Origin of the sequence: Neisseria sp. HMSC061H08, from assembly GCF_001836795.1 — a bacterium.
Taxonomy (GTDB): Bacteria; Pseudomonadota; Gammaproteobacteria; order Burkholderiales; family Neisseriaceae; genus Neisseria; species Neisseria subflava_A.
Window position 1 is genome coordinate 1 of the sequence record NZ_KV830596.1, and the last position, 19,385, is coordinate 19,385.

The window sequence follows — 19,385 nt, forward strand, 5'->3', positions numbered from 1 at the left end:
CTGCTCAAACGCGAATTGGGTGCGTATCCGTTGAAAATCCACAAGCCTGAAGGTGCGATTTTCTTGTGGCTTTGGTTTGAAAACCTGCCAGTTTCGTCGCAAACCTTGTACGAAATGCTCAAGGCTGAAGGCACGCTGATTATTCCGGGCGAGCATTTCTTTGTCGGCATCGATACGCAAGATTATCCGCACGCGCACGAGTGCATCCGCATGAGTATTGCGCAGGACGCGGAAACGCTGGAAAAAGGCATTGCCGCGATCGGTCGCGTGGTGCGCGGTTTGTACGATAAAAAATAAACGCTTTGAATAGACAAGGGCCGTCTGAAACCTGAGCAATCGGGTTTCAGACGGCCTTTTTTATTGGATTCAAACGTGGTGGATAACCAGTTTTTTGCCTTCGTAATCGAGGACGTTGACGTCCATATCGAATAGGGTTTTGATGTTTTCGGCGGTAAAAATATCGTTGGGCGCGCCCTGCATGGCGACTTGGCCGTTTTTCATGGCGACAACGTGGTCGGCGTAGGCGGCGGCCTGGTTGATGTCGTGCAGGACGACGACGGTGGTGCGTTTGTACTCGTCGGTCAGCCGGCGCAGGATTTGCATGAGGGAGCGGGCATGATACATGTCGAGGTTGTTCAGTGGTTCGTCCAGCAAAACGTAGTCGGTGCGCTGGCAGAACACCATGGCAATCATGGCGCGTTGGCGTTGGCCGCCGGAAAGCTCGGTCAGGTAGCGGTCGGCAAAGCCTTGCAGGTGGAACTCGGCGAGTGCTTCTTCGACGATGGTTTTATCCGTTTCAGACGGCCTGCCTTGGTGGTAGGGATAGCGGCCGAACATGAGCAGGTCGCGCACGGTAATGCGGCTCATAATGCTGTTTTCTTGGGTGAGGATGGAGAGCGTGCGGGCAAGTTCGGCGGTGGGCGTGGTTTTGATGTCTTTGCCTGCGTAGCTGATGTCGCCGTGTACCAAGGGCTGTAGGCGCGCCATAAAGGAGAGGAGGGTGGACTTGCCTGCGCCGTTCGGGCCGATTAGCGCGGTAATGCCGCCTTCGGGGATGTCGAGGCTGACGTCGTTGAGGATGGGGTTGCTGCCGATGGTGTGGCTGACGTTGCGGATGGTAATCATAGGCGGATTCGAGTATGGAAAACTTGGGGCTTCAGACGGCCTTTCAGCGTGAGGCCGTCTGAATTTTATTTCTGTATGGAGTGGTTAGATTTCGCTGACGGTCACAAATTCGGGATTGTCGGCTTGATCGATCAGGAAGGCGCGGACGCGTTCTTGCCAAAGCTCGCCGAATTGTTTGAGTTCGTCGGCACTTGCGCTGCCGCTGACGGCTTTGGGCATGATGTCGCGCATTTGCGGTGCGAAGGGTTGGAGCGCGGCGTTGAGGCTGACGGCAACGGTTTTGCCGGTATCGCGGCGGCGGAGCGCGAGTGTGCCGTTGATTTCGCCTGCACCAAAGGATAAGAGGTGGCGGCGGGCAAAGCGTCCGGCTGGGCCTACGCCGCCAAAGCCGGTTTCGGGTGCCGCGCCGGTAAGGAGTTGGACGACGGAAGCGGTAACGCCGGTTGTGCCTTCGTTACGCTCGCCCTGCATAAAGGCTTCGATGTCGCCGCGTTGCGGCAGCTCTTCGCCGTAAAGGGCTTTCAGGCCTTTGACCACCATCAGGTAGGCGCCGGCGACGGTCGGGCAGGAGTGGCCGCACAGGCGCACGGCATCGGCGTAGTGGTAAGTGAGGATGCCGTTTTCGGCCGCACCGAGGAAGCCGGCCAATGCGTCTTGGACGGTAATGGTCGGGGCGTCATCGAAGAATGAAGGAAGGCGTTCTTGTGTCATGAGGGTTGTCCTTTATGGGTTCGCTTAGGCCGTCTGAAGGTTTCAGACGGCCTGAGTTTATTTTTGCGAGCGTTTGGGCACATTTAATTTATTTCTTTTTCAACACCAAATATAAAAACACCAATCCGCCTGCAAATTCGACGACCACGCTCAATACGGCCTGCATGCCGAGGAAGTGTTCGAAAATGGTTTGCCCGCCGACCAACAGGATGCCGCCGACACAAAAAGTCATCGGCAGGCGGACGGAATGTTTGACCGACGGGGAGAAATGGTTGGCCAGCGCGGCCACCAGCAGGCCGAAAAAGCTCACCGGACCGACAACGGCGGTCGCAGTTGCAACCAGCGCGGCGATCCAGAGCAGCAACCATAAGGTATTGCGCGTGTAGTTGATACCCAAATTGATGGCCTGATTGCGGCCAAGCAGGTAAACATCGAGGCGGTGGCGTTCGCGCCAGATCACGGTGGCGCTGATGAGCAACACGACTGCGCCGATGCCCAACAATTCCGAGTGGACGGTATTGAAGGTGGCAAACATATTCGCCTGCGCAGCGGTAAATTCTTCGGGGTCAATCATGCGCGAAAGCAGCGACGACAGGCTACGGAACAAAATCCCGAAAATCACGCCGATTAAAATCATGCGCGACAAATCGCGTCCGCCTTGTTTGATGAGCGTGTAAAACAGCAGCAGCGAGCCGCCCATCATGATGACCAGCTCAAAGCCGAATTTGCCCGTCAACGGCAGGGAAGCATAGCCCACGCCGCCGAGCGTAAACACCAGCAAGGTCTGCAAAAACACATATAGCGAATCGAAACCCAAAATCGAAGGGGTCAGAATCGGATTGTTGGTCAGCGTTTGGAAGAGTTGTGTGGACACGCCGACCGCATAGGCGACCATCAGCAGCGCGGCAAGTTTGGTCAGACGCAGGTGCAAGACAAAGTCCCAATCGCCTTTGACGTTGAGCGTCATAAACAGAACGCAGGAAACCAGCAACAGTGCAAAGGCGACCCACAACGGACGGCTGCTTCCTGCCATAAAACCGATATTTTTTTCAGACGGCATGAGCAGGTTTCCTTAATAAAAGCCACAAAAACAAAGCCGTCCCCATCACGCCAAAAACCGTAGAGACCGGAATTTCAAACGGAAACACAATCACGCGTCCGACAATATCGCACAGCAACACCAAAGACGCGCCCAGCAAGGCCACTGCAGGCAGGCTTTGGCGCAGCTTGTCGCCCATCAGGCGGCTGATGATGTTCGGCACGACCAAGCCGATAAACGGAATATTGCCGACCGTCACGACCACCAAAGACGTAATCAGCGCCACAATAATCAGCCCCGACCACAGAATCGCCGTCCGGTTCAGCCCCAAGTTCACGCTTACCGTTTCGCCCAAACCCAAAATCGTCAGCTGGTCGGCAATCAAATAGGCAAACAAAGCCAAAATCCCCGTTGCCCACAACAATTCATACCGCCCGAGCAGCACGCCGGAAAAATCGCCCTGTTGCCACACGCCGAGCATTTGCAGCATTTCGTTTTCATACGCGATAAAGGTGGCCACCGCTTCAATCACACCGCCGAAAATAATCCCGACCAAAGGCACCATCAGTTGTGCGGTCGGCGGCAGGCGGCGGATCAGCAGCATAAAGACCAGCATCCCGATCAGCGCGGCAACGGCGGCAACCGACATTTTTGCCAGCAGCGGCGCGGCCGGAAGCAGCAGGGTCATCAGCAGCAAACCCAAAGCCGCGCTTTGGCTTGCGCCCACCATCGACGGTTCGACAAAACGGTTGCGCATCAAAATCTGCATAATCATACCGGCCACCGCCATCGACGCACCCGTCAGCACAATCGCAAACGTGCGCGGCAGGCGGCTGATGAACATGACCTGTTGACTGTCGGATAGCGAAAACAGGGCGGACCATTTGAATTCGGCCACGCCGACCGACAGGCTGACGGCAAACAATATCAGCAGCGCCACGCCGTTGATCGCATTTAAAAATGAAGGTTTGTGAAACATAAAATGGTTCGGAAAAAATAAGGCCGTCTGAAAGAAGGGTTAAGGTATTTGGCAAAAAAGCAGGTTTGCCCATCATAAAAACAGATGCAAACAGGCAAAAATTGTCCATTTGCACCATGTATTTTCAGACGGCCTAAATCCAATGACTTTAGATCAAGCAACTTGACCATGTGCATCATCAAACCGTTTAGGCCGTCTGAAAGAAGCGGGCGGCTATGCCCACACTGAATTACTTGGCCGCATTAAACGCATCGCTGACCTGTTTGGAAGCATTCAGCAATTCTTGTGCGCCGCCGGCCGCCAGGTAGGTTTCCGGCACGAGGTACACGACTTGGCCTTTTTTCCATGCGGTTGTTTCGGCAACCAGCGGATTGTCCAACACATCTTTCGCAGCCTGACCTTCTTCACCGATGGCCGCGCCGCGGTCCAAAACAAACAGCCAATCAGGGTTTTTCTCTTTCAGGTATTCAAAGCTGATAGGCTGGCCGTGGCTGCCTTCTTTAATCGATTCATCAACAGCGGGAACGCCGATGTCTTTATGCAACCAACCGCCCAAACGTGAGGAAGGGCCGAAAGCCGACATCTTACCGCCGTTGACCAATACCACCAAACCCTTGCCTTTGCCTTGCGCAGCAGTTTTCGCCGCTTCAAACGAAGCATCGATTTCCGCTTTCAGCTTGTCCGCTTCGGCCTGTTTGCCGAAGATTTGACCCAGTGCGTCGATGCGCTCTTTTGAGCTTTCTTTCAGATTGGCGGTTTCGGCGGTCATCTCGATGGTCGGTGCGATCTCGTTCAACTTGTCAAACGCTTTGGCCGCACGGCTGCCGATGATGATGAGCTGCGGTTTGTAAGCGTTTAAGGCTTCGTAGTCAGGCTCAAACAGCGTGCCGGCAGGTTTCGTGGATTTGAAATATTCGTCTAAATAAGGCAGCTGGTTTTTATCGACGGACAAACCGGTTTTCACGCCCAGTTTGTTTAAAGTGTCGAGCATGCCCAAATCGTAAACGGCGATACGCTCCGGATTTTGCGGCACTTTCGCATCACCGCGCGTGGTTTTCACCGTCAGGCTTGCGCCTTCGGTTTGGGCGGCAGAAGCGGAAGCAGTTTGCGCCTGATTGGAAGCAGAATCTTTCGGTGAACACGCACCCAAAGCGAGGGTGCAGCATACGGCTAAAGCAGTCAAACGTAACATAGGGTTTCTCCGTAGTCGGAAATAAAGTAAATCGAAATGATAACTTGTATCGGATTATAAAGCTAGATGCCGTCTGAAAACTTTTGTTTTCAGACGGCTTTTTCAAGCTGATTGCTTAGAAGCGGTAGTTTACACCCAAGCGGACATCGCGGCCGATACCCGGCAAGGTTTCACCGCGTTGGCTGTGCGGATAGTAGAACTTGTTAAACACGTTGTTGACGGCAAAGTTGACATTGAGCGTGTCTTTGCCCAGAGGTTTCCAGTTGGCGAATACATCGTTCACGCCGTAGCCTTTGCGTTTGACTTCACCCTTGTCGCGTACCAACACAGAGCCGGAGGCTTTTTGCAGGTAGCGTCCGCGCCAGCCGATTTCCAAATTCGGATTTTGGAAGCGGTAGGAGAGGGAAGTCGTCCAAGTACGGCCGGTCTGTACGGCAAACTCAGGGTTGGCACTTAACAGGTTTTCAGGATGGGTGTCGTAGATGCGCGGTTTGCTGTGGCTGACGCCGACTTTCGCCATCAGGCCGCCTGTACGGTAGGACGCACCCAGTTCGTAGCCTTGGTTTTTGATGTAGCCTGCATTGACGATTTCGCGTACGCCTGCAATCGGGTTGCCAGCAGCATCATGGCGTTGCTGCGGACCTGCGACGGCATCTTTAATTTTTTGCCAGAAGTAGCTACCGTTGGCGGCAAAGCTGCCGTTGTTGTAGTTGAAGCCGATTTCAGTATTGCGGGCGCGTTCGGCTTTAGTGCCGTCTGCAATCGATGTGATGGCATTTTTGCGTCCATGTTGACGCAGTGCATCGTAAAGACGCGGGCTGCGGGATGCGTAGTTGTGGCTGGCACTGAAACTCCAGTATTCATGTGGCTGCCAAATCACGCCGAAGCTCGGGTTGACTGTGCCGTCGGAAACGGATTTGCCGTCATGGGTTTTGATATCGAAATGGTCGTAGCGCAAGCCGCCTGTGAGGGTAAAGTCGCCGATGTCGTGGATGGCTTCAGCGTAAATACCGGCATCGCTTTTCTTCGGATTGCTCAAGGCTGAGCTGAAGAATACCGGCGGTTTGATTTCTTGATGACGGTAGTTGACGCCGTATTTAATCAATGTGTTTTCGCCAATGCGGCTGTCCAGATTGAAATTCGCGCCTTTGGTTTCGATAACGGTCGTACTCGGGCCGGGCAGGTTGCCTGCATAACCGTTTTTACTGTCATCGGCCGAATAGCGTTCATTTTTCATGAGGTAGGCGTTGGCGTCCAGTTTTTCGACAAAGCCCAAGTTGTTCGCTGTCCATGCCAAGTTGGTGTTGGAGAGGCTGGTTTCACGGTAGGTCGGGGCTTGGCGTTCCAAGGTCAGACGCGGGTTGTTAGTGGCGGTAAACTCTTCACGGACGGTACGGATGCCTCGGTGTTGATCATTCATGTGGCTTAACACTAAGCGGTGGTCGCCGAAGTTTGCGCCGATTTTGGCAAGATAGCTACGCTTGTCCAGCGCGCTGAATGGTACGGTTTTGCCGCCGTTGCTGTGTGTATAGCCTTTGCCGGGTTCATAATCTTTTTCATCGTTGCGGCTGTAAGAGAACAAGCCATCAAAGTTGCCCGCTTTGCCGAATACGCTTGCACCGTAGCTTACGCCGTCATTGCTGGCATAGCCGCTGTTGAGGCGCACACCCCAGTTTTTGTCCAAACCTTTGAGCAAGTCTTGGGCATCGACTGTTTTGGTAATAATCGCACCGTTGGTTGCGCCGATACCGGCAGATGCCGAACCTGCGCCTTTTTGTACAGAGACGATTTTAACCAGTGCAGGGTCGATGATGAAACGGCCTTGGTGATACAGCATTTGGCTGTCGGAAGAGGCGTTGTCCACCTTAATATCCACCGAGTTTTGACCCATGCCGCGCAGCGTCAGGAATTGAGATGAACCGTTGCCGCCGCCGAAGTCGATGGCGGGTTCTTCTTTTAATAATTCACGCAAATCGGTTGCCGTGCTTTCGTCTTTTTGACGAAGAGTGACGATATTGGTTTTGATTTTGCTACCTTGGCGGTCACCTTTAACGGTAACGGTATCAAGCACAACGTTGTCTTTGGCTTCATTTTCTGCGTGTGCAAAACCGGCCGCCAGTGTCAGTGACAGCAGGCTCAGTCGAAACAGGGGCGTATTCATTGAGAAATGTCCTTAATAAAATGACAGTAATAAAAAATAAAAGCAAATAAAGAGAAATTATCTTTAAAATATGCAATTAAGAATAATCATCATTTATAATAATGCATTAAAAAGAAATAGTTGTAAAGAGTTGTGTTGAATTTGTAAAGGAATTGTGTTGTTTTTAAACGAATTTTGCAGTTTGTATGTCAGGCCGTCTGAAAAATAAGTGATCGGGCATTTTTGCGTATGAAAATATTTGGAAAGGCTGCATAGAATTTTTTACTTTTTCCCTTGAATTTGTCGCAAACAACCCAAATCTACCCGCCATTACGGCAGGCTTTCCATAAGCGTGTCGCTATTTCCAAGCAAACCGTGTCTGTCATGTCCGACAGACAATTGTTTTCAATCTATTTATTTATTTATCGGAGCATTAAGACATGACCATCCGCCCTTTACACGACCGCGTAGTCGTCAAACGCTTAGAAGCTGAAGAAAAAACCGCCTCCGGCATCGTTTTGCCGGGTGCGGCTGCTGAAAAACCCGACATGGGCGAAGTAATCGCCGTGGGTGCGGGCAAAATCGGTAAAGACGGTGAGCGCCGTCCGCTGGATGTCAAAGTCGGCGACAAAGTGATCTTCGGCAAATACAGCGGTCAAACCGTTAAAGCCGACGGCGAAGAGCTGTTGGTAATGCGTGAAGAAGACATCTTCGGTATCGTTGAATAATTGTTGAATTAAGTTTCAGAACCAAAGGCCGTCTGAATCAAACATGAAGCTTTCAGACGGCCTCGAACAGATTTTTAATATTGATTTGGAGAATTTAAATGGCAGCAAAAGACGTACAATTCGGCAATGAAGTTCGCCAAAAAATGGTAAACGGCGTCAATGTATTGGCAAACGCCGTACGCGTAACTTTGGGCCCTAAAGGCCGCAACGTGGTACTCGACCGCGCTTTCGGCGGCCCGCACATCACTAAAGACGGTGTGTCTGTTGCAAAAGAAATCGAATTGAAAGACAAATTTGAAAACATGGGCGCGCAAATGGTGAAAGAAGTTGCGTCTAAAACCAACGACGTAGCAGGTGACGGTACCACTACTGCAACCGTATTGGCGCAATCCATCGTTGCCGAAGGCATGAAATACGTTACCGCAGGCATGAACCCGACCGACCTGAAACGCGGTATCGATAAAGCCGTTGCCGCTTTGGTTGACGAGCTGAAAAACATCGCCAAACCTTGCGATACTTCTAAAGAAATCGCCCAAGTCGGCTCTATTTCCGCCAACTCTGACGAACAAGTCGGCGCGATTATCGCTGAAGCGATGGAAAAAGTCGGCAAAGAAGGCGTGATTACCGTTGAAGACGGCAAGTCTTTGGAAAACGAGCTGGACGTAGTTGAAGGTATGCAGTTCGACCGCGGCTACCTGTCTCCTTACTTCATCAATGACGCTGAAAAACAAATCGCTGCTTTGGACAATCCGTTTGTATTGTTGTTCGACAAAAAAATCAGCAACATCCGCGACCTGTTGCCTGTTTTGGAACAAGTGGCCAAAGCCAGTCGTCCGCTGTTGATTATCGCTGAAGACGTAGAAGGCGAAGCCTTGGCGACTTTGGTGGTGAACAACATCCGCGGTATTCTGAAAACCGTTGCCGTTAAAGCCCCTGGCTTCGGCGACCGCCGCAAAGCCATGTTGCAAGACATCGCCATCCTGACCGGCGGCGTGGTGATTTCTGAAGAAGTCGGTCTGTCTCTGGAAAAAGCGACTTTGGACGATTTGGGCCAAGCCAAACGCATCGAAATCGGTAAAGAAAACACCACCATCATCGACGGCTTTGGCGACGCCGCCCAAATCGAAGCGCGTGTTGCCGAAATCCGCCAACAAATCGAAACCGCAACCAGCGAATACGACAAAGAAAAACTGCAAGAGCGCGTGGCTAAATTGGCCGGCGGTGTGGCAGTGATCAAAGTCGGTGCCGCTACCGAAGTCGAAATGAAAGAGAAAAAAGACCGCGTGGAAGACGCGTTGCACGCTACCCGCGCAGCCGTTGAAGAAGGCGTGGTTGCAGGCGGCGGCGTAGCCCTGTTGCGTGCCCGTGCTGCTCTGGAAAACCTGCACACCGGCAATGCCGATCAAGATGCAGGTGTTCAAATCGTATTGCGCGCCGTTGAGTCTCCACTGCGCCAAATCGTTGCCAATGCAGGCGGCGAGCCTAGCGTGGTTGTGAACAAAGTGTTGGAAGGCAAAGGCAACTACGGTTACAACGCAGGCTCCGGTGAGTACGGCGACATGATCGAAATGGGCGTACTCGACCCTGCCAAAGTAACCCGTTCCGCGCTGCAACACGCCGCATCTATCGCCGGCCTGATGCTGACCACAGACTGTATGATCGCTGAAATCCCTGAAGAAAAACCTGCTATGCCTGATATGGGCGGCATGGGTGGTATGGGCGGCATGATGTAAGGCCGTCTGAAACCTTCAGACAAAAAGCAAAACCGCACGGTAATCAGCCGTGCGGTTTTTTTATTTGCTAGTGGAAAGCGTGAGATGGTGCAGAGGGCATGCCATGATTTACAGAGAAATAAGGGTAGCCAGTTCTATTGAATCAGAAGCAGTTAAATAAACTTCATCATCAAAAAAGCCGTCTGAAACTTAATTTTGTGTTTCAGACGGCCTGATTAATGATCTAAACCGTTACTTTTTGCTCAAACAGCTGTATCGGACAGCTTGAGACAAGATTTCTTCAATTTCTATCCACATAATGCCTCCTTACAGCAAACCAGGTTGACCTAAAGCCGGGTCGGTCGCGCGGGCGGCTTGTGCATCTTCGACAGTCAGTCCAAGGGCTTTGGCCACGCCTTCACCGTATGCCGGATCGCAACGGTAGCAGTTGCGGATATGGCGGTATTTGATGAAGTCGGGGGCGTCGCCCATGGCTGCGGCGGTATTGCCGAACAAAGCCTGTTTCTGTGCGTTGTTCATCAGGTTAAACAAGGCGCGCGGTTGGCTGAAATAGTCGTCATCGTCTTGGCGGTAGTCCCAGTGCGCCGCGTCGCCGTTGATTTTCAAAGGCGGTTCGGCGAAGTCGGGCTGTTGCTGCCATTGGCCGAAGCTGTTGGGTTCGTAGTGCGGCAGGCTGCCGTAGTTGCCGTCGGCACGGCCTTGTCCGTCGCGCTGGTTGCTGTGGACGGGGCAACGCGGGCGGTTGACGGGGATTTGGCGGAAGTTCACACCCAAGCGGTAACGTTGCGCGTCGGCGTAATTGAACAAACGCGCTTGCAGCATTTTGTCGGGGCTGGCGCCGATGCCGGGAACCAGATTGCTCGGTGCGAAGGCAGATTGTTCCACATCGGCGAAGAAGTTTTCGGGATTGCGGTTCAACTCGAATTCGCCCACTTCAATCAGCGGATAGTCTTTTTTCGGCCAAACTTTGGTCAAGTCAAACGGATGATAAGGCACTTTTTCCGCATCGGCTTCAGGCATGACTTGGATATACATCGTCCATTTCGGAAACTCGCCGCGCTCGATGGCTTCGTACAGGTCTCGCTGGTGGCTTTCGCGGTCGTCGGCGATGATTTTGGCGGCCTCTTCGTTGGTCAGGTTTTTAATGCCTTGTTGGCTGCGGAAATGGAATTTTACCCAAAAACGCTCGCCCGCTTCGTTCCAGAAGCTGTATGTATGCGAACCGAAGCCGTGCATATGGCGGTAGCTGGCAGGGATACCGCGGTCGCTCATGACGATGGTAACTTGGTGCAGGGCTTCGGGCAGCAGCGTCCAGAAGTCCCAGTTGTTCGTAGCGGAGCGCATATTGGTGCGCGGGTCGCGTTTGACGGCTTTATTCAGGTCGGGGAATTTACGCGGGTCGCGCAGGAAGAACACAGGCGTGTTGTTGCCGACCATATCCCAGTTGCCTTCTTCGGTATAAAACTTCAACGCAAAGCCGCGGATGTCGCGTTCCGCATCGGCTGCGCCGCGCTCGCCCGCCACGGTGGTGAAACGGGCAAACATTTCGGTTTTCTTGCCGACTTCGCTGAAGATTTTGGCGCGGGTGTATTTTGTGATGTCGTGCGTCACGGTAAACGTACCGAACGCGCCCGAACCTTTGGCGTGCATACGGCGTTCGGGGATGACTTCGCGAACGAAGTCAGCGAGTTTTTCATTCAGCCACAAATCCTGCGCCAGCAACGGGCCGCGTGGGCCGGCAGTCAGGCTGTTTTGATTGTCGGCAACAGGCGCGCCGTTGTTCATGGTCAGGTGGGTAACAGGGCATTTAGAGACGGTCATGATGATTTCCTTTGTGAAATGGTCAGTGGTTTATAAAACGATTTGCCGAAAAGCATATTCGTAGCCGGTTTCTTGGCATTCATAAATTTCTTGTATCGACATTTATTTTTCCTTTTAATTAAGCTATGAAAAGGACTATACAGAAAGGTTTTGACTATTGGAACTATGACTTCAATTTAATATTGTTATTATTAATTGAAATTTGATTTTTGTTAGATTTTTATTATCGAATAAACATGTTAAACAAAAAGGTCGTCTGAAACTGTTTTCAGACGACCTTTTTGTATCTCCGTTCCCATTAAAGCTTGCGCATCATCATCATGAAATATGCGCCGCCTATGAGCGTGGCCATCATTCCGGCGGGGACTTCGTAAGGGAACATTACCTGCCTGCCCAGCCAGTCGGCCGTCATCATAACCGATGCGCCGATGAGTGCGGCGGCGGCAAGCTGCTGTCCGGGCAGACGCGCGCCGAGCATACGGGCAAGGTGGGGGGCAAGCAGGCCGACGAAGCTCAAGGGACCGATAAGCAGGGTGGCGGCGGCAGTCAGTGCCGCGCTTGAGGTGATCAGCACCATCCGTGCAAGGGAGACGTTGACGCCGGTGGATTGGGCGACATCGGCGTTCAGGCTGAGCAGGCCCAGCCAGCGTTGCAGGGGAAGGATGAGCAGGAGCGAAGCGGCGGCGAGGAGGCTGACGGTGAGGGCGGATTCGGGCGTTGCCTGATAGGTCGAGCCGGACATCCATACCAATAGCTGTTGTACGCGGTAGTCGCCGCTTGCCGTCCAAATGCGGATGGCGGCATCGGCAAGGGCGGCGATGGCCATGCCGGTGAGCAGGACTTTTTCGGGAGCCAGCCCGTTTTTGCGGTTGAACAGCATCAACAGTCCCAAGGATGCCAGTGCGGAAATCACTCCGACCAGCCAAAACCAGCCGCTGCCCGAAGTGATGCCGAACAGCATGACGCTGGCCATCGCGCCGAATGCCGTTCCGGAGCTGATACCCAAGAGTTCGGGTCCCGCCATCGGGTTTTGCGTCAGCCTTTGCAGTATGACGCCGGTCAACGCGAGCATGGTGCCGGTGGCGGCGGCGAGCAGCACGCGCGGGTAGCGGAATACGAAATATTCCGGGTCTATGGTCAGGCGCAGGGTTTCATCGTAGCGTCCGACGGTCAGGGCCAATACCGCTGCGGCAATGGCAATCAGCGGCAGCAGGCGCAACAGGCGCGAGGTATGCAGCGCGGCAGGCGCGGTGTCGGAGGCCGTCTGAAAAGAAGGACGGGACGGGGTTTTCATCATCAGCCACAGCAGAAGCGGCGCGCCGATGAGTGCCGTTACTGCACCGGCAGGCAGGTCTATGCCGCGATAGTGCTTCAGCAGCATCAGGCTGTTGTCAGTCAGCATCAAAAGCAGTGCGCCGATGATGAAGGAACAGATCAGGCGCATGGGTAGTGTGCGCACGCCCGTCTGCCGTACCAGCGTAGCCGCCGCCAGTCCGGCAAAGCCCATCATGCCGACGAAGCCGACCACGTTTGCGCCCAAAAAGGCCGCCGCTGCCAACGAGAGCAGGCGGATTTTTTTGACAGGGATGCCCACCGATTCCGCCTGCGTGTCGCTCAGGCTCATGATGGTCAGCGGTTTGATCAGAAAGGCTGTAAACAGGGCGGTTGCGGCGACGCGCCACAAAAGTCCCAGCGTGTCGCGCCAACTGTCCTGCACCAGCGAGCCGCTGCCCCACTGCATCACGCCGCGCGTCTCTTCGCTGAAAAACAGCATCACAATGCCCGTCAGCGAGCCGAGATAGAGGCTGACCACCAGACCTGCCAGCACGACGGTAAGCGGTTGCAGGCCGCGCCGGGACGACAGCCACAAGACTGCACCCAAGGCCGCCGCCGCACCGGCAAACGCCACGGCGGACGTGCCGTAGGAGAGGAAGGAGGGGGCGAATACGGTTGCCGCCACCAGTGCCGTCTGTGCGCCGCTGCTGACTGCCAGCGTGCCGTCAGAGGCGAGCGGATTGCGCATCAGCTGCTGCATCAGCATGGTTGCCGCCGCCGTACTGCCGCCGGCGAGCAGCGCCATCGCCATACGCGGCAGGGTATTGTTCTGCACCATCAGTGCGTCCAGGGGCAGGGTGTCGGGGCGGTCGAAAATCCGCAACCACGGCAGCGTCCATTCCAGCTTCAAGATCCACCATGCCGTCAGCGCACACAAAAGAAGCAGCAGGACGGCAAGCGGGGGCAGGGGTCGTCTGAACATATTTACCATGCGGCCTCCTTGTTTGCAGATGCCGTTTCAGACGGCATCGAATGCATCAGTTGCAAAGTGAAGTGTTGCATGGAGGGTAGTGCGCCGTAGCTCCACGACGGTTCGAAAATACGGCGGTTTTCCGGCCTGCTGAACGGCAGTCTTTTCCAAAGCGTGCTTTTTTCCAATACTGGCCGCGTATTTTGCGGATGCGGTTTGACGATAATCAGCACCGTATCCGGCGGCAGCTTGGCCAAGTCCACCAGCGTGATGTTTTCAAACCCCCATTCGTTGCTCTTGCCCGTCCATGCGTTTTTCAGCCCCAGCTTGTCGAAAACGACCTGAAAGAGCGAAGTTTTGCTGTAAATCCGCAAATGCCGGTCGTCGGCAAACTGGACGGCCGCAAAGGGGCGGTTGCGGTAGGGGGCGAGTACGGGACGGGCGCGGGCGAACAGGTTTTCCGTGTCGCGTATCAGCTTTTCGGCAGCCGGCGTATCGCCGATAAGCCTGCCCAGTTTGCGCGTCGTATCCAGCGTGTGCGCGTATTCGATGCCTTTGGGGGTACCGAAATCCAGCTCGTGTACCGGCGCGATTTTTTCAAATTGCGGCTTGGCGGCGGCATACCATGAAGATTGTACGAAGAAATCGGGTTTGATCTGATAGAGCCTCTCCAGGTTCGGCTGGAAGCGCAAACCTGCCTCTTTCGTCGAGGCAGGCAGCGGCGGATAGTTTACCCAGGTATCGTAAACCCTTCTGTCGGCGACACCGACGGGCGGATGCCCCATCGCCGTCAGCGTTTCGGTTATCGTCCAGTCCGAAGTTGCCACACGCGGTGCGGCATGGGAAAAAACGGCAAACAGCGCGGCGGCGGTGAGAAACAGCCGTGCGGCAAAGTGGGGTAGGTCGTCTGAAAAGCGGTGGGACATTTGTTCGGCAGTCTTTCGGGGGTTGGGGTCAAGGTCGTCTGAAAAATGTGGGTCGGATTCTCGAATCCGATATTTTCAAATTGGCGGTGCCGTTCAAAGCAACCGAAATATCTGCGTTTTGTCGGATACGGGTATCCGACCTGCACATTCCGGCTTTTCAGACGACGTGTTCTTCTTGGAAGAATTTTTCAAGGCAATGCCACGGGGCGGCCGTTTTCGGGGTGGGCGATGATGTTCATCTCGACGCTGTAAATGTCTTTCAACACTTGCGCCGTCATGATTTCGGACGGCCTGCCCGTTTTCAGCAGCCGCCCTTGTTTGAGCGCGACCAGTTCGTCGCAATATTGCGCCGCCAGATTGATGTCGTGGATGACGATAATCACGCCCAGCCCCAAATCGCGCGACAGCTTCTGCACCAGTGCCATCACTTCTATCTGGTGGGCGATGTCCAAAGCGGCGAGCGGTTCGTCCAAGAGCAGGAAGCGGCTTTGCTGCGCCAGGCACATTGCCAGCCAGATGCGCGAACGCTCGCCGCCCGAGAGGGTATCGACGATTTGTCCGGTAAATTTTTCGGTGTGCGTCAGCCGGAAGGCTTGGGCGACCGCCTCCCTGTCCGCATCGTTGGTGCGCCCCAAAAGGCCGCTCCATGCATAACGCCCCATCATGACCAGCTCGCGGGCAGTCAGTGCGGTGGCGGCCGGCAGGTGCTGCGGCAGATAGGCGACTTCTTTGGCGTATCCGCGCACGGAATAGTCATGAATGTCCCTGCCGTCCAGCAATATCCTGCCGCCGGCCAATTCGTGTTGGCGCGTCAGCAGCTTGAGCAAGGTGGACTTGCCCGAGCCGTTGTGTCCGATCAGGCCGTAAACCTTGTTCGGTTCGAAAGAGAGGGAAATATCGTGCAGCAGGGTGCGCCCGGGCACGGCAAATGAGGCGTTTTGTAGTTGGAACACGGGTTCAGACGGCCTTTCGGTAAAATGGGGCGGAGGATATTTGCCGGCGGATAAACAAAAAAACGGTACGGAACCGGCTTGTCCTGTTCAAAGCGGACGATACGCTAAGGTGTTGAAACACCGTGTGAACCGGTTCCATACTGTCTGTACGGCCTGCGGCTTTGCTGCTTTGTTCCGGTTTTGTCCGTCCGCTGTCAAACGGCAACTTTTCCGCCCGGTTGGATATGGTTAAAATATAACAATTCTTATTTCAATTCAAATGCAGACATGAGCCTCCCAAACACTCTCGCCATCCAAGACATCATCCGTTTCTGCGTCCTTGCGCTGCCTGCTTTGGACGGCGATGCGAGGCCGTCTGAAACAGAGGCGGACAGTCGCGAAGCGGAGATCATGGCATCGGCGTTCGGCAGGCTCTCCGTGGCACATCCTGAAGCAGGGGCGGTCTATTGGGCTTGCCGCACTTGGCTTTTATGGATGTGGCAGCCGGTTTATCTGGGTGTGTGGGCGGCATCGGTCAAAGGTGCATCGCCCGATTTTTCAGGTTTTGCCCACACTTTCGACGGGCTGTTTACCGCACGTTTCGGCATTGCGGTGCAGGATTGTACGGTGCGGTTCAGGCAGGAAGCCGTTTCACGAACCGCCACAGATTTGAAAGCCTATCTGTACGCCTCGCTGCCGCTGATTCGTCCGCATTATCCTTTGGGTGCGAAGCTGGCGGAATATTTCCTCGGCGATGCGGTGCTCAAAGCTCTGTCTGCCGCACATGCCCTGCGCCTGCTCTCGCGCGGTGAAACGGAAATGCTGGCGCGGCAATGGCAGGATGCTTTGGCGGTACGCTGCAACGGCGCGCTGGTGTGGGACGGGGAAACACAGGGGTTTCAGGCACAACTGGCCGCCTGCTGCCAACACTACCGTCGGGAAGACGGGGAATTTTGCAGCGGTTGTCCGAAAACGCGGCCTTAGGGCAGGGCGGTTTCGGGTAAAGACATCACGGCATCAGAGGCTGCTGAAAATGCAACCGGCTGATTTGTCGTGAGCTTGTCTTGTTTTTGCGGTAGGGGAAAGGGTTTGCCGACATTCTTAAAGGCCGTCTGAATATTTTTCAGACGGCCTTTGCCGTTTGCTGCCTTAAAAATCGACGGATGCCGACAGGGAGAAGCTGCGCGGCGCACCGGCGTTCAGGTAGCCGCTGCCGGGATAGCCGCCGACGGATGCCCAGTATTTTTTGTTGGCAACATTGTCGAGGCGGGCGCGGAAGGTGGCTTCGTGCCTGCCGATTTGGGTGCGGTAGCGCGCGCCGATGTCGAAGCGCGTCCAGCCGCCGACTTTAAGCGTATTGGCCGCATCGGCGTAGGAAGAACCGGTGTAAACCATGCGTCCGTCAAATGCCAAACCCTGCACTTTCGGCACTTCCCATTCCAAGCCGATGTTGGCTTGGGTTTTAGCCGCGCCGATGGTACGTTTGCCGTCAGTTGAAGATGAGCCGGTAGATTTCTGCTTGGCATCAAGCAGGGTAATGCCGCCCAAGAGCCTCACACCTTGTGCGACTTCCCCGTAAACGGTGATTTCCGCGCCCCGGTGGCGGTCTTTGCCTTCGGAGGTGAAGCGGGCGGTGTTGCCGCTTTCGGCAACGTAAAGCGAACGCGGTTTGTCGGTGTGGAACAGGGCCAATCCTGCGCCGAAGCCGTTGGCTTCAAATTTCGTGCCGATTTCTTTTTGTTTGGAAACATAGGGTTTGAGTGATTCGCCGGCATTGCTGACGGCGTAGGCCCGGCCGTTGATGGAGGCAGTCGAGCCTGCGGTCGCGCCTTGTCCCAGGCTTTCGATGTAGTTGCCGTACACCGACCAATTCGGCGTGATGCGGTACACCGCGCCGACGGCGGGACTGAGGCGCGATTTTTTGTAATTTTCGGTTTGCGCGCCCGTATTATAGGCGTAAGCCTTGTTATGCACCTGCTGCCAGCGCGCCCCAAGCATGAATTGCAGGCGTTTGTCCCAAAGGCTGAAGGTGTCGCCCAAGGCGAAGCTGGTCAGACGTGTTTTGCCGGTAACGGCAGGATTGCCCATGTCGTTGCCCGAATACAGCGGGTCGGCGGCTGCGGGTTGCGGATAGCGGGACGGGTTGTAGAGGTTGGTCGTATATTGGTTGCCCCAATCCATGATGTAAGCGTTTTTGCGCGAGGATTGGAAACGGTTGGCGGCGGCGGTCCATTCGTGCTCTACCGCGCCCGTATTGAATTTGCCGCGCAAACCGATTTCGCCCGTGTCGATTTTATCCTTACGCGCGTTGTCGAAGCGGTAAATCGATCCGTCGCCGTTGACATTGCGGACAGTCAGGTTTGCCAGAGAATTGTTTTCCTTGCTGCGGCGGAAGCCATAGGCGGCGTAGGCAGTCAGGTTGTCGTTGAAATCGTATTCGCCGCGCATTGTGCCAAACCAGTCGCGCTCGTTGGAATACGTCCACGGCTGCGCCCAGTTGGACGAAGCATCAGGCGCGGCCGGCACGGCGGTCAGGCCTGACAGGGTAACATTGGTACGCGTGGCTTTGAGCTTGTTGTCCTGCCAGCCCAAATCGGCGGACAGGCGGGCATTTTCATTGCGCCAGTCTAGGCCGACATTGACCAGGCTGAGTTTGGACTTTTCGTCGTCTATTGCGGTTTTGCCGTTATGGTGCGCCGCATTGATGCGCACGCCGAATTCCTGATTTTGTCCGAAACGGCGCGCCACGTCCGCCGCCAAACCACCGCGTTTTCCCGCGCCGTAATTGGCAGTCAGCCGGTTCAATCCTTCATTGGACGCGCGTTTGGGCAATACGGATACCGTGCCGCCGATATTGTTGCCGCCCGGCGCCATGCCGTTTAAGAAGGCGGATGCGCCGCGCTGGACTTCCACGCGTTCGAAAAGCTCAGTGGCGATGTATTGGCGCGGCAGGATGCCGTAAAGACCGTTGTACATGGTATCGTCCGATTCGGCGGCAAAGCCGCGTATGAAATACGCTTCCTGAAAATTGCCGTAACCGCGCGCAACGCGGACGGTCGGGTCGTTTTGCAGTACATCGCCGACGCTGCGCGCATGTTTGTCCTGAATCAGCCTATTGGTGTAAGCAGTATTGGAGAACGGCGATTCTAGGTTTTTTTTATTGCCCAAAATACCCACGCGGCTGCCGCGCGCCACCTGTCCGCCCTTAAATGCAGGAATCAAACCGCCCTTGGATGCGTCCGCGCTGGCGGTTACGGTGATGGTTTCGAGTTCGGAGATTTCTTGGGCTTGGGGTTCGTCTGAGGCAAATGCTGCCGAAACGGCAAGGAGGGAGAGGCTGAGGATGCTGAGTCTGGAAGCGGGCTTAGTCATTTGTATTTTCTTTCAAAAGTCGATCGTAACGGTTAATTTTAAAAGAAAATTAATTTCATTTCAAAAAAAAATAAATAAATGATAAAAGGCCGTCTGAAACTGTTTTCAGACGACCTTTTGACTGAATGGCTATCAACTTTACCGTTTACGCCGCATTATACAAACCGCGCACCACCCTGCCGATGGCGGCGATGCCTTTTTCCAGCGTTTCCGCGTCCTGCGCAATACTCATGCGGATGCACTCGTGCGCGTGCGGATAATCTTGCGTATCGATGCCGACAAAGAAATGCTCGCCCGGAATAATCAGCGTGCCTTCAGCCTTGAGCATTTCGTACAAGGTTTGCGACGAAACCGGCAGGTTTTCAAACCAGAGCCACAAGAAAATCGCACCTTCGGGCTTATGAATTTTTAACGGATACGCACCCAATTCGCGTTTGAGCAG

The 19,385-nt window shown here is 54.6% G+C and carries 15 protein-coding genes and 2 pseudogenes; 4 read left to right on the plus strand and 13 right to left on the minus strand.

The annotated features are described in order from the left end of the window. Positions 1-297 (plus strand): annotated as a pseudogene (locus HMPREF2675_RS10670) (valine--pyruvate transaminase); the annotation flags it as partial. 69 nt (positions 298-366) lie between these two features. On the opposite strand, the gene HMPREF2675_RS10675 reads toward HMPREF2675_RS10670, so the two are convergent. From HMPREF2675_RS10675 to HMPREF2675_RS10700, 6 genes are all read right to left on the minus strand, one after another. Continuing rightward, on the minus strand, positions 367-1,125 hold the full coding sequence (locus HMPREF2675_RS10675; protein WP_036492647.1) for an iron ABC transporter ATP-binding protein: 759 nt from the start codon (positions 1,123-1,125) through the stop codon (positions 367-369). A gap of 84 nt (positions 1,126-1,209) precedes the next feature. Further along, the gene (locus HMPREF2675_RS10680; protein ID WP_070815046.1) at positions 1,210-1,836 is read right to left on the minus strand and encodes an FmdE family protein; all 627 of its coding nucleotides are present in this window, start codon (positions 1,834-1,836) and stop codon (positions 1,210-1,212) included. A gap of 88 nt (positions 1,837-1,924) precedes the next feature. Then, complete coding sequence (locus tag HMPREF2675_RS10685; RefSeq protein ID WP_070815047.1) at positions 1,925-2,896, minus strand: iron chelate uptake ABC transporter family permease subunit; 972 nt, start codon at positions 2,894-2,896, stop codon at positions 1,925-1,927. Next, entirely contained in the window at positions 2,886-3,854 is a 969-nt protein-coding gene (locus HMPREF2675_RS10690) for an ABC transporter permease (protein WP_049333632.1), read from the minus strand. The genes HMPREF2675_RS10685 and HMPREF2675_RS10690 overlap by 11 nt, the downstream gene beginning before the upstream one ends. A gap of 229 nt (positions 3,855-4,083) precedes the next feature. Continuing rightward, positions 4,084-5,046 carry a siderophore ABC transporter substrate-binding protein gene (locus HMPREF2675_RS10695; RefSeq protein ID WP_070815048.1) on the minus strand — a complete coding sequence of 321 codons (963 nt, stop codon included), beginning with the start codon at positions 5,044-5,046 and terminating at the stop codon, positions 4,084-4,086. Positions 5,047-5,161: 115 nt separating this feature from the next. Next, positions 5,162-7,207: a TonB-dependent siderophore receptor gene (locus HMPREF2675_RS10700; protein ID WP_070815049.1), complete on the minus strand. Its 2,046-nt coding sequence runs from the start codon at positions 7,205-7,207 to the stop codon at positions 5,162-5,164. 419 nt (positions 7,208-7,626) lie between these two features. Here HMPREF2675_RS10700 and groES point away from each other — a divergent pair, with 419 nt between their 5' ends. Further along, complete coding sequence (groES, locus tag HMPREF2675_RS10705; protein ID WP_003684150.1) at positions 7,627-7,914, plus strand: co-chaperone GroES; 288 nt, start codon at positions 7,627-7,629, stop codon at positions 7,912-7,914. A gap of 98 nt (positions 7,915-8,012) precedes the next feature. Then, positions 8,013-9,647: a chaperonin GroEL gene (gene groL, locus HMPREF2675_RS10710; RefSeq protein WP_049322649.1), complete on the plus strand. Its 1,635-nt coding sequence runs from the start codon at positions 8,013-8,015 to the stop codon at positions 9,645-9,647. Between the two features lie 306 nt (positions 9,648-9,953). Here groL and katA read toward each other — a convergent pair whose 3' ends face one another. From katA to HMPREF2675_RS10730, 4 genes are all read right to left on the minus strand, one after another. Then, positions 9,954-11,468 (minus strand): catalase KatA, encoded by a 1,515-nt coding sequence (gene katA / locus HMPREF2675_RS10715; RefSeq protein WP_070815050.1) that lies wholly within the window; start codon positions 11,466-11,468, stop codon positions 9,954-9,956. Positions 11,469-11,766: 298 nt separating this feature from the next. Next, positions 11,767-13,734, minus strand: a complete 1,968-nt coding sequence (gene fhuB, locus HMPREF2675_RS10720) for a Fe(3+)-hydroxamate ABC transporter permease FhuB (RefSeq protein WP_070815051.1) — start codon at positions 13,732-13,734, stop codon at positions 11,767-11,769. Beyond that, positions 13,728-14,639 carry an iron-siderophore ABC transporter substrate-binding protein gene (locus HMPREF2675_RS10725; protein ID WP_070815052.1) on the minus strand — a complete coding sequence of 304 codons (912 nt, stop codon included), beginning with the start codon at positions 14,637-14,639 and terminating at the stop codon, positions 13,728-13,730. The genes fhuB and HMPREF2675_RS10725 overlap by 7 nt, the downstream gene beginning before the upstream one ends. Positions 14,640-14,827: 188 nt before the next feature. After that, entirely contained in the window at positions 14,828-15,592 is a 765-nt protein-coding gene (locus HMPREF2675_RS10730; protein WP_070815053.1) for an ABC transporter ATP-binding protein, read from the minus strand. 267 nt (positions 15,593-15,859) lie between these two features. Between HMPREF2675_RS10730 and HMPREF2675_RS10735 the strand changes: the two genes are divergently transcribed. After that, positions 15,860-16,555 carry a siderophore ferric iron reductase gene (locus HMPREF2675_RS10735; protein WP_070815054.1) on the plus strand — a complete coding sequence of 232 codons (696 nt, stop codon included), beginning with the start codon at positions 15,860-15,862 and terminating at the stop codon, positions 16,553-16,555. Here the strand turns inward: HMPREF2675_RS10735 and HMPREF2675_RS11330 are convergent. The 3 genes and pseudogenes from HMPREF2675_RS11330 to HMPREF2675_RS10745 all read right to left on the minus strand — a co-directional run. Next, positions 16,552-16,764, minus strand: a complete 213-nt coding sequence (locus HMPREF2675_RS11330; protein ID WP_141759981.1) for a hypothetical protein — start codon at positions 16,762-16,764, stop codon at positions 16,552-16,554. The genes HMPREF2675_RS10735 and HMPREF2675_RS11330 overlap by 4 nt on opposite strands. Beyond that, complete coding sequence (locus HMPREF2675_RS10740; RefSeq protein ID WP_070815055.1) at positions 16,721-18,943, minus strand: TonB-dependent receptor; 2,223 nt, start codon at positions 18,941-18,943, stop codon at positions 16,721-16,723. Before HMPREF2675_RS10740 ends, HMPREF2675_RS11330 begins: the two co-directional genes overlap by 44 nt. Before the next feature lie 145 nt (positions 18,944-19,088). Next, positions 19,089-19,385: pseudogene (locus HMPREF2675_RS10745) on the minus strand (valine--pyruvate transaminase); the annotation flags it as partial.

Coding starts and splice junctions, on each gene's coding strand:
- HMPREF2675_RS10675 (WP_036492647.1), bottom strand. CDS start 1,125: ATGATTACCATCCGCAACGTCAGCCACACCATCGGCAGCAACCCCATC.
- HMPREF2675_RS10680 (WP_070815046.1), bottom strand. CDS start 1,836: ATGACACAAGAACGCCTTCCTTCATTCTTCGATGACGCCCCGACCATT.
- HMPREF2675_RS10685 (WP_070815047.1), bottom strand. CDS start 2,896: ATGCCGTCTGAAAAAAATATCGGTTTTATGGCAGGAAGCAGCCGTCCG.
- HMPREF2675_RS10690 (WP_049333632.1), bottom strand. CDS start 3,854: ATGTTTCACAAACCTTCATTTTTAAATGCGATCAACGGCGTGGCGCTG.
- HMPREF2675_RS10695 (WP_070815048.1), bottom strand. CDS start 5,046: ATGTTACGTTTGACTGCTTTAGCCGTATGCTGCACCCTCGCTTTGGGT.
- HMPREF2675_RS10700 (WP_070815049.1), bottom strand. CDS start 7,207: ATGAATACGCCCCTGTTTCGACTGAGCCTGCTGTCACTGACACTGGCG.
- groES (WP_003684150.1), top strand. CDS start 7,627: ATGACCATCCGCCCTTTACACGACCGCGTAGTCGTCAAACGCTTAGAA.
- groL (WP_049322649.1), top strand. CDS start 8,013: ATGGCAGCAAAAGACGTACAATTCGGCAATGAAGTTCGCCAAAAAATG.
- katA (WP_070815050.1), bottom strand. CDS start 11,468: ATGACCGTCTCTAAATGCCCTGTTACCCACCTGACCATGAACAACGGC.
- fhuB (WP_070815051.1), bottom strand. CDS start 13,734: ATGGTAAATATGTTCAGACGACCCCTGCCCCCGCTTGCCGTCCTGCTG.
- HMPREF2675_RS10725 (WP_070815052.1), bottom strand. CDS start 14,639: ATGTCCCACCGCTTTTCAGACGACCTACCCCACTTTGCCGCACGGCTG.
- HMPREF2675_RS10735 (WP_070815054.1), top strand. CDS start 15,860: ATGAGCCTCCCAAACACTCTCGCCATCCAAGACATCATCCGTTTCTGC.
- HMPREF2675_RS10740 (WP_070815055.1), bottom strand. CDS start 18,943: ATGACTAAGCCCGCTTCCAGACTCAGCATCCTCAGCCTCTCCCTCCTT.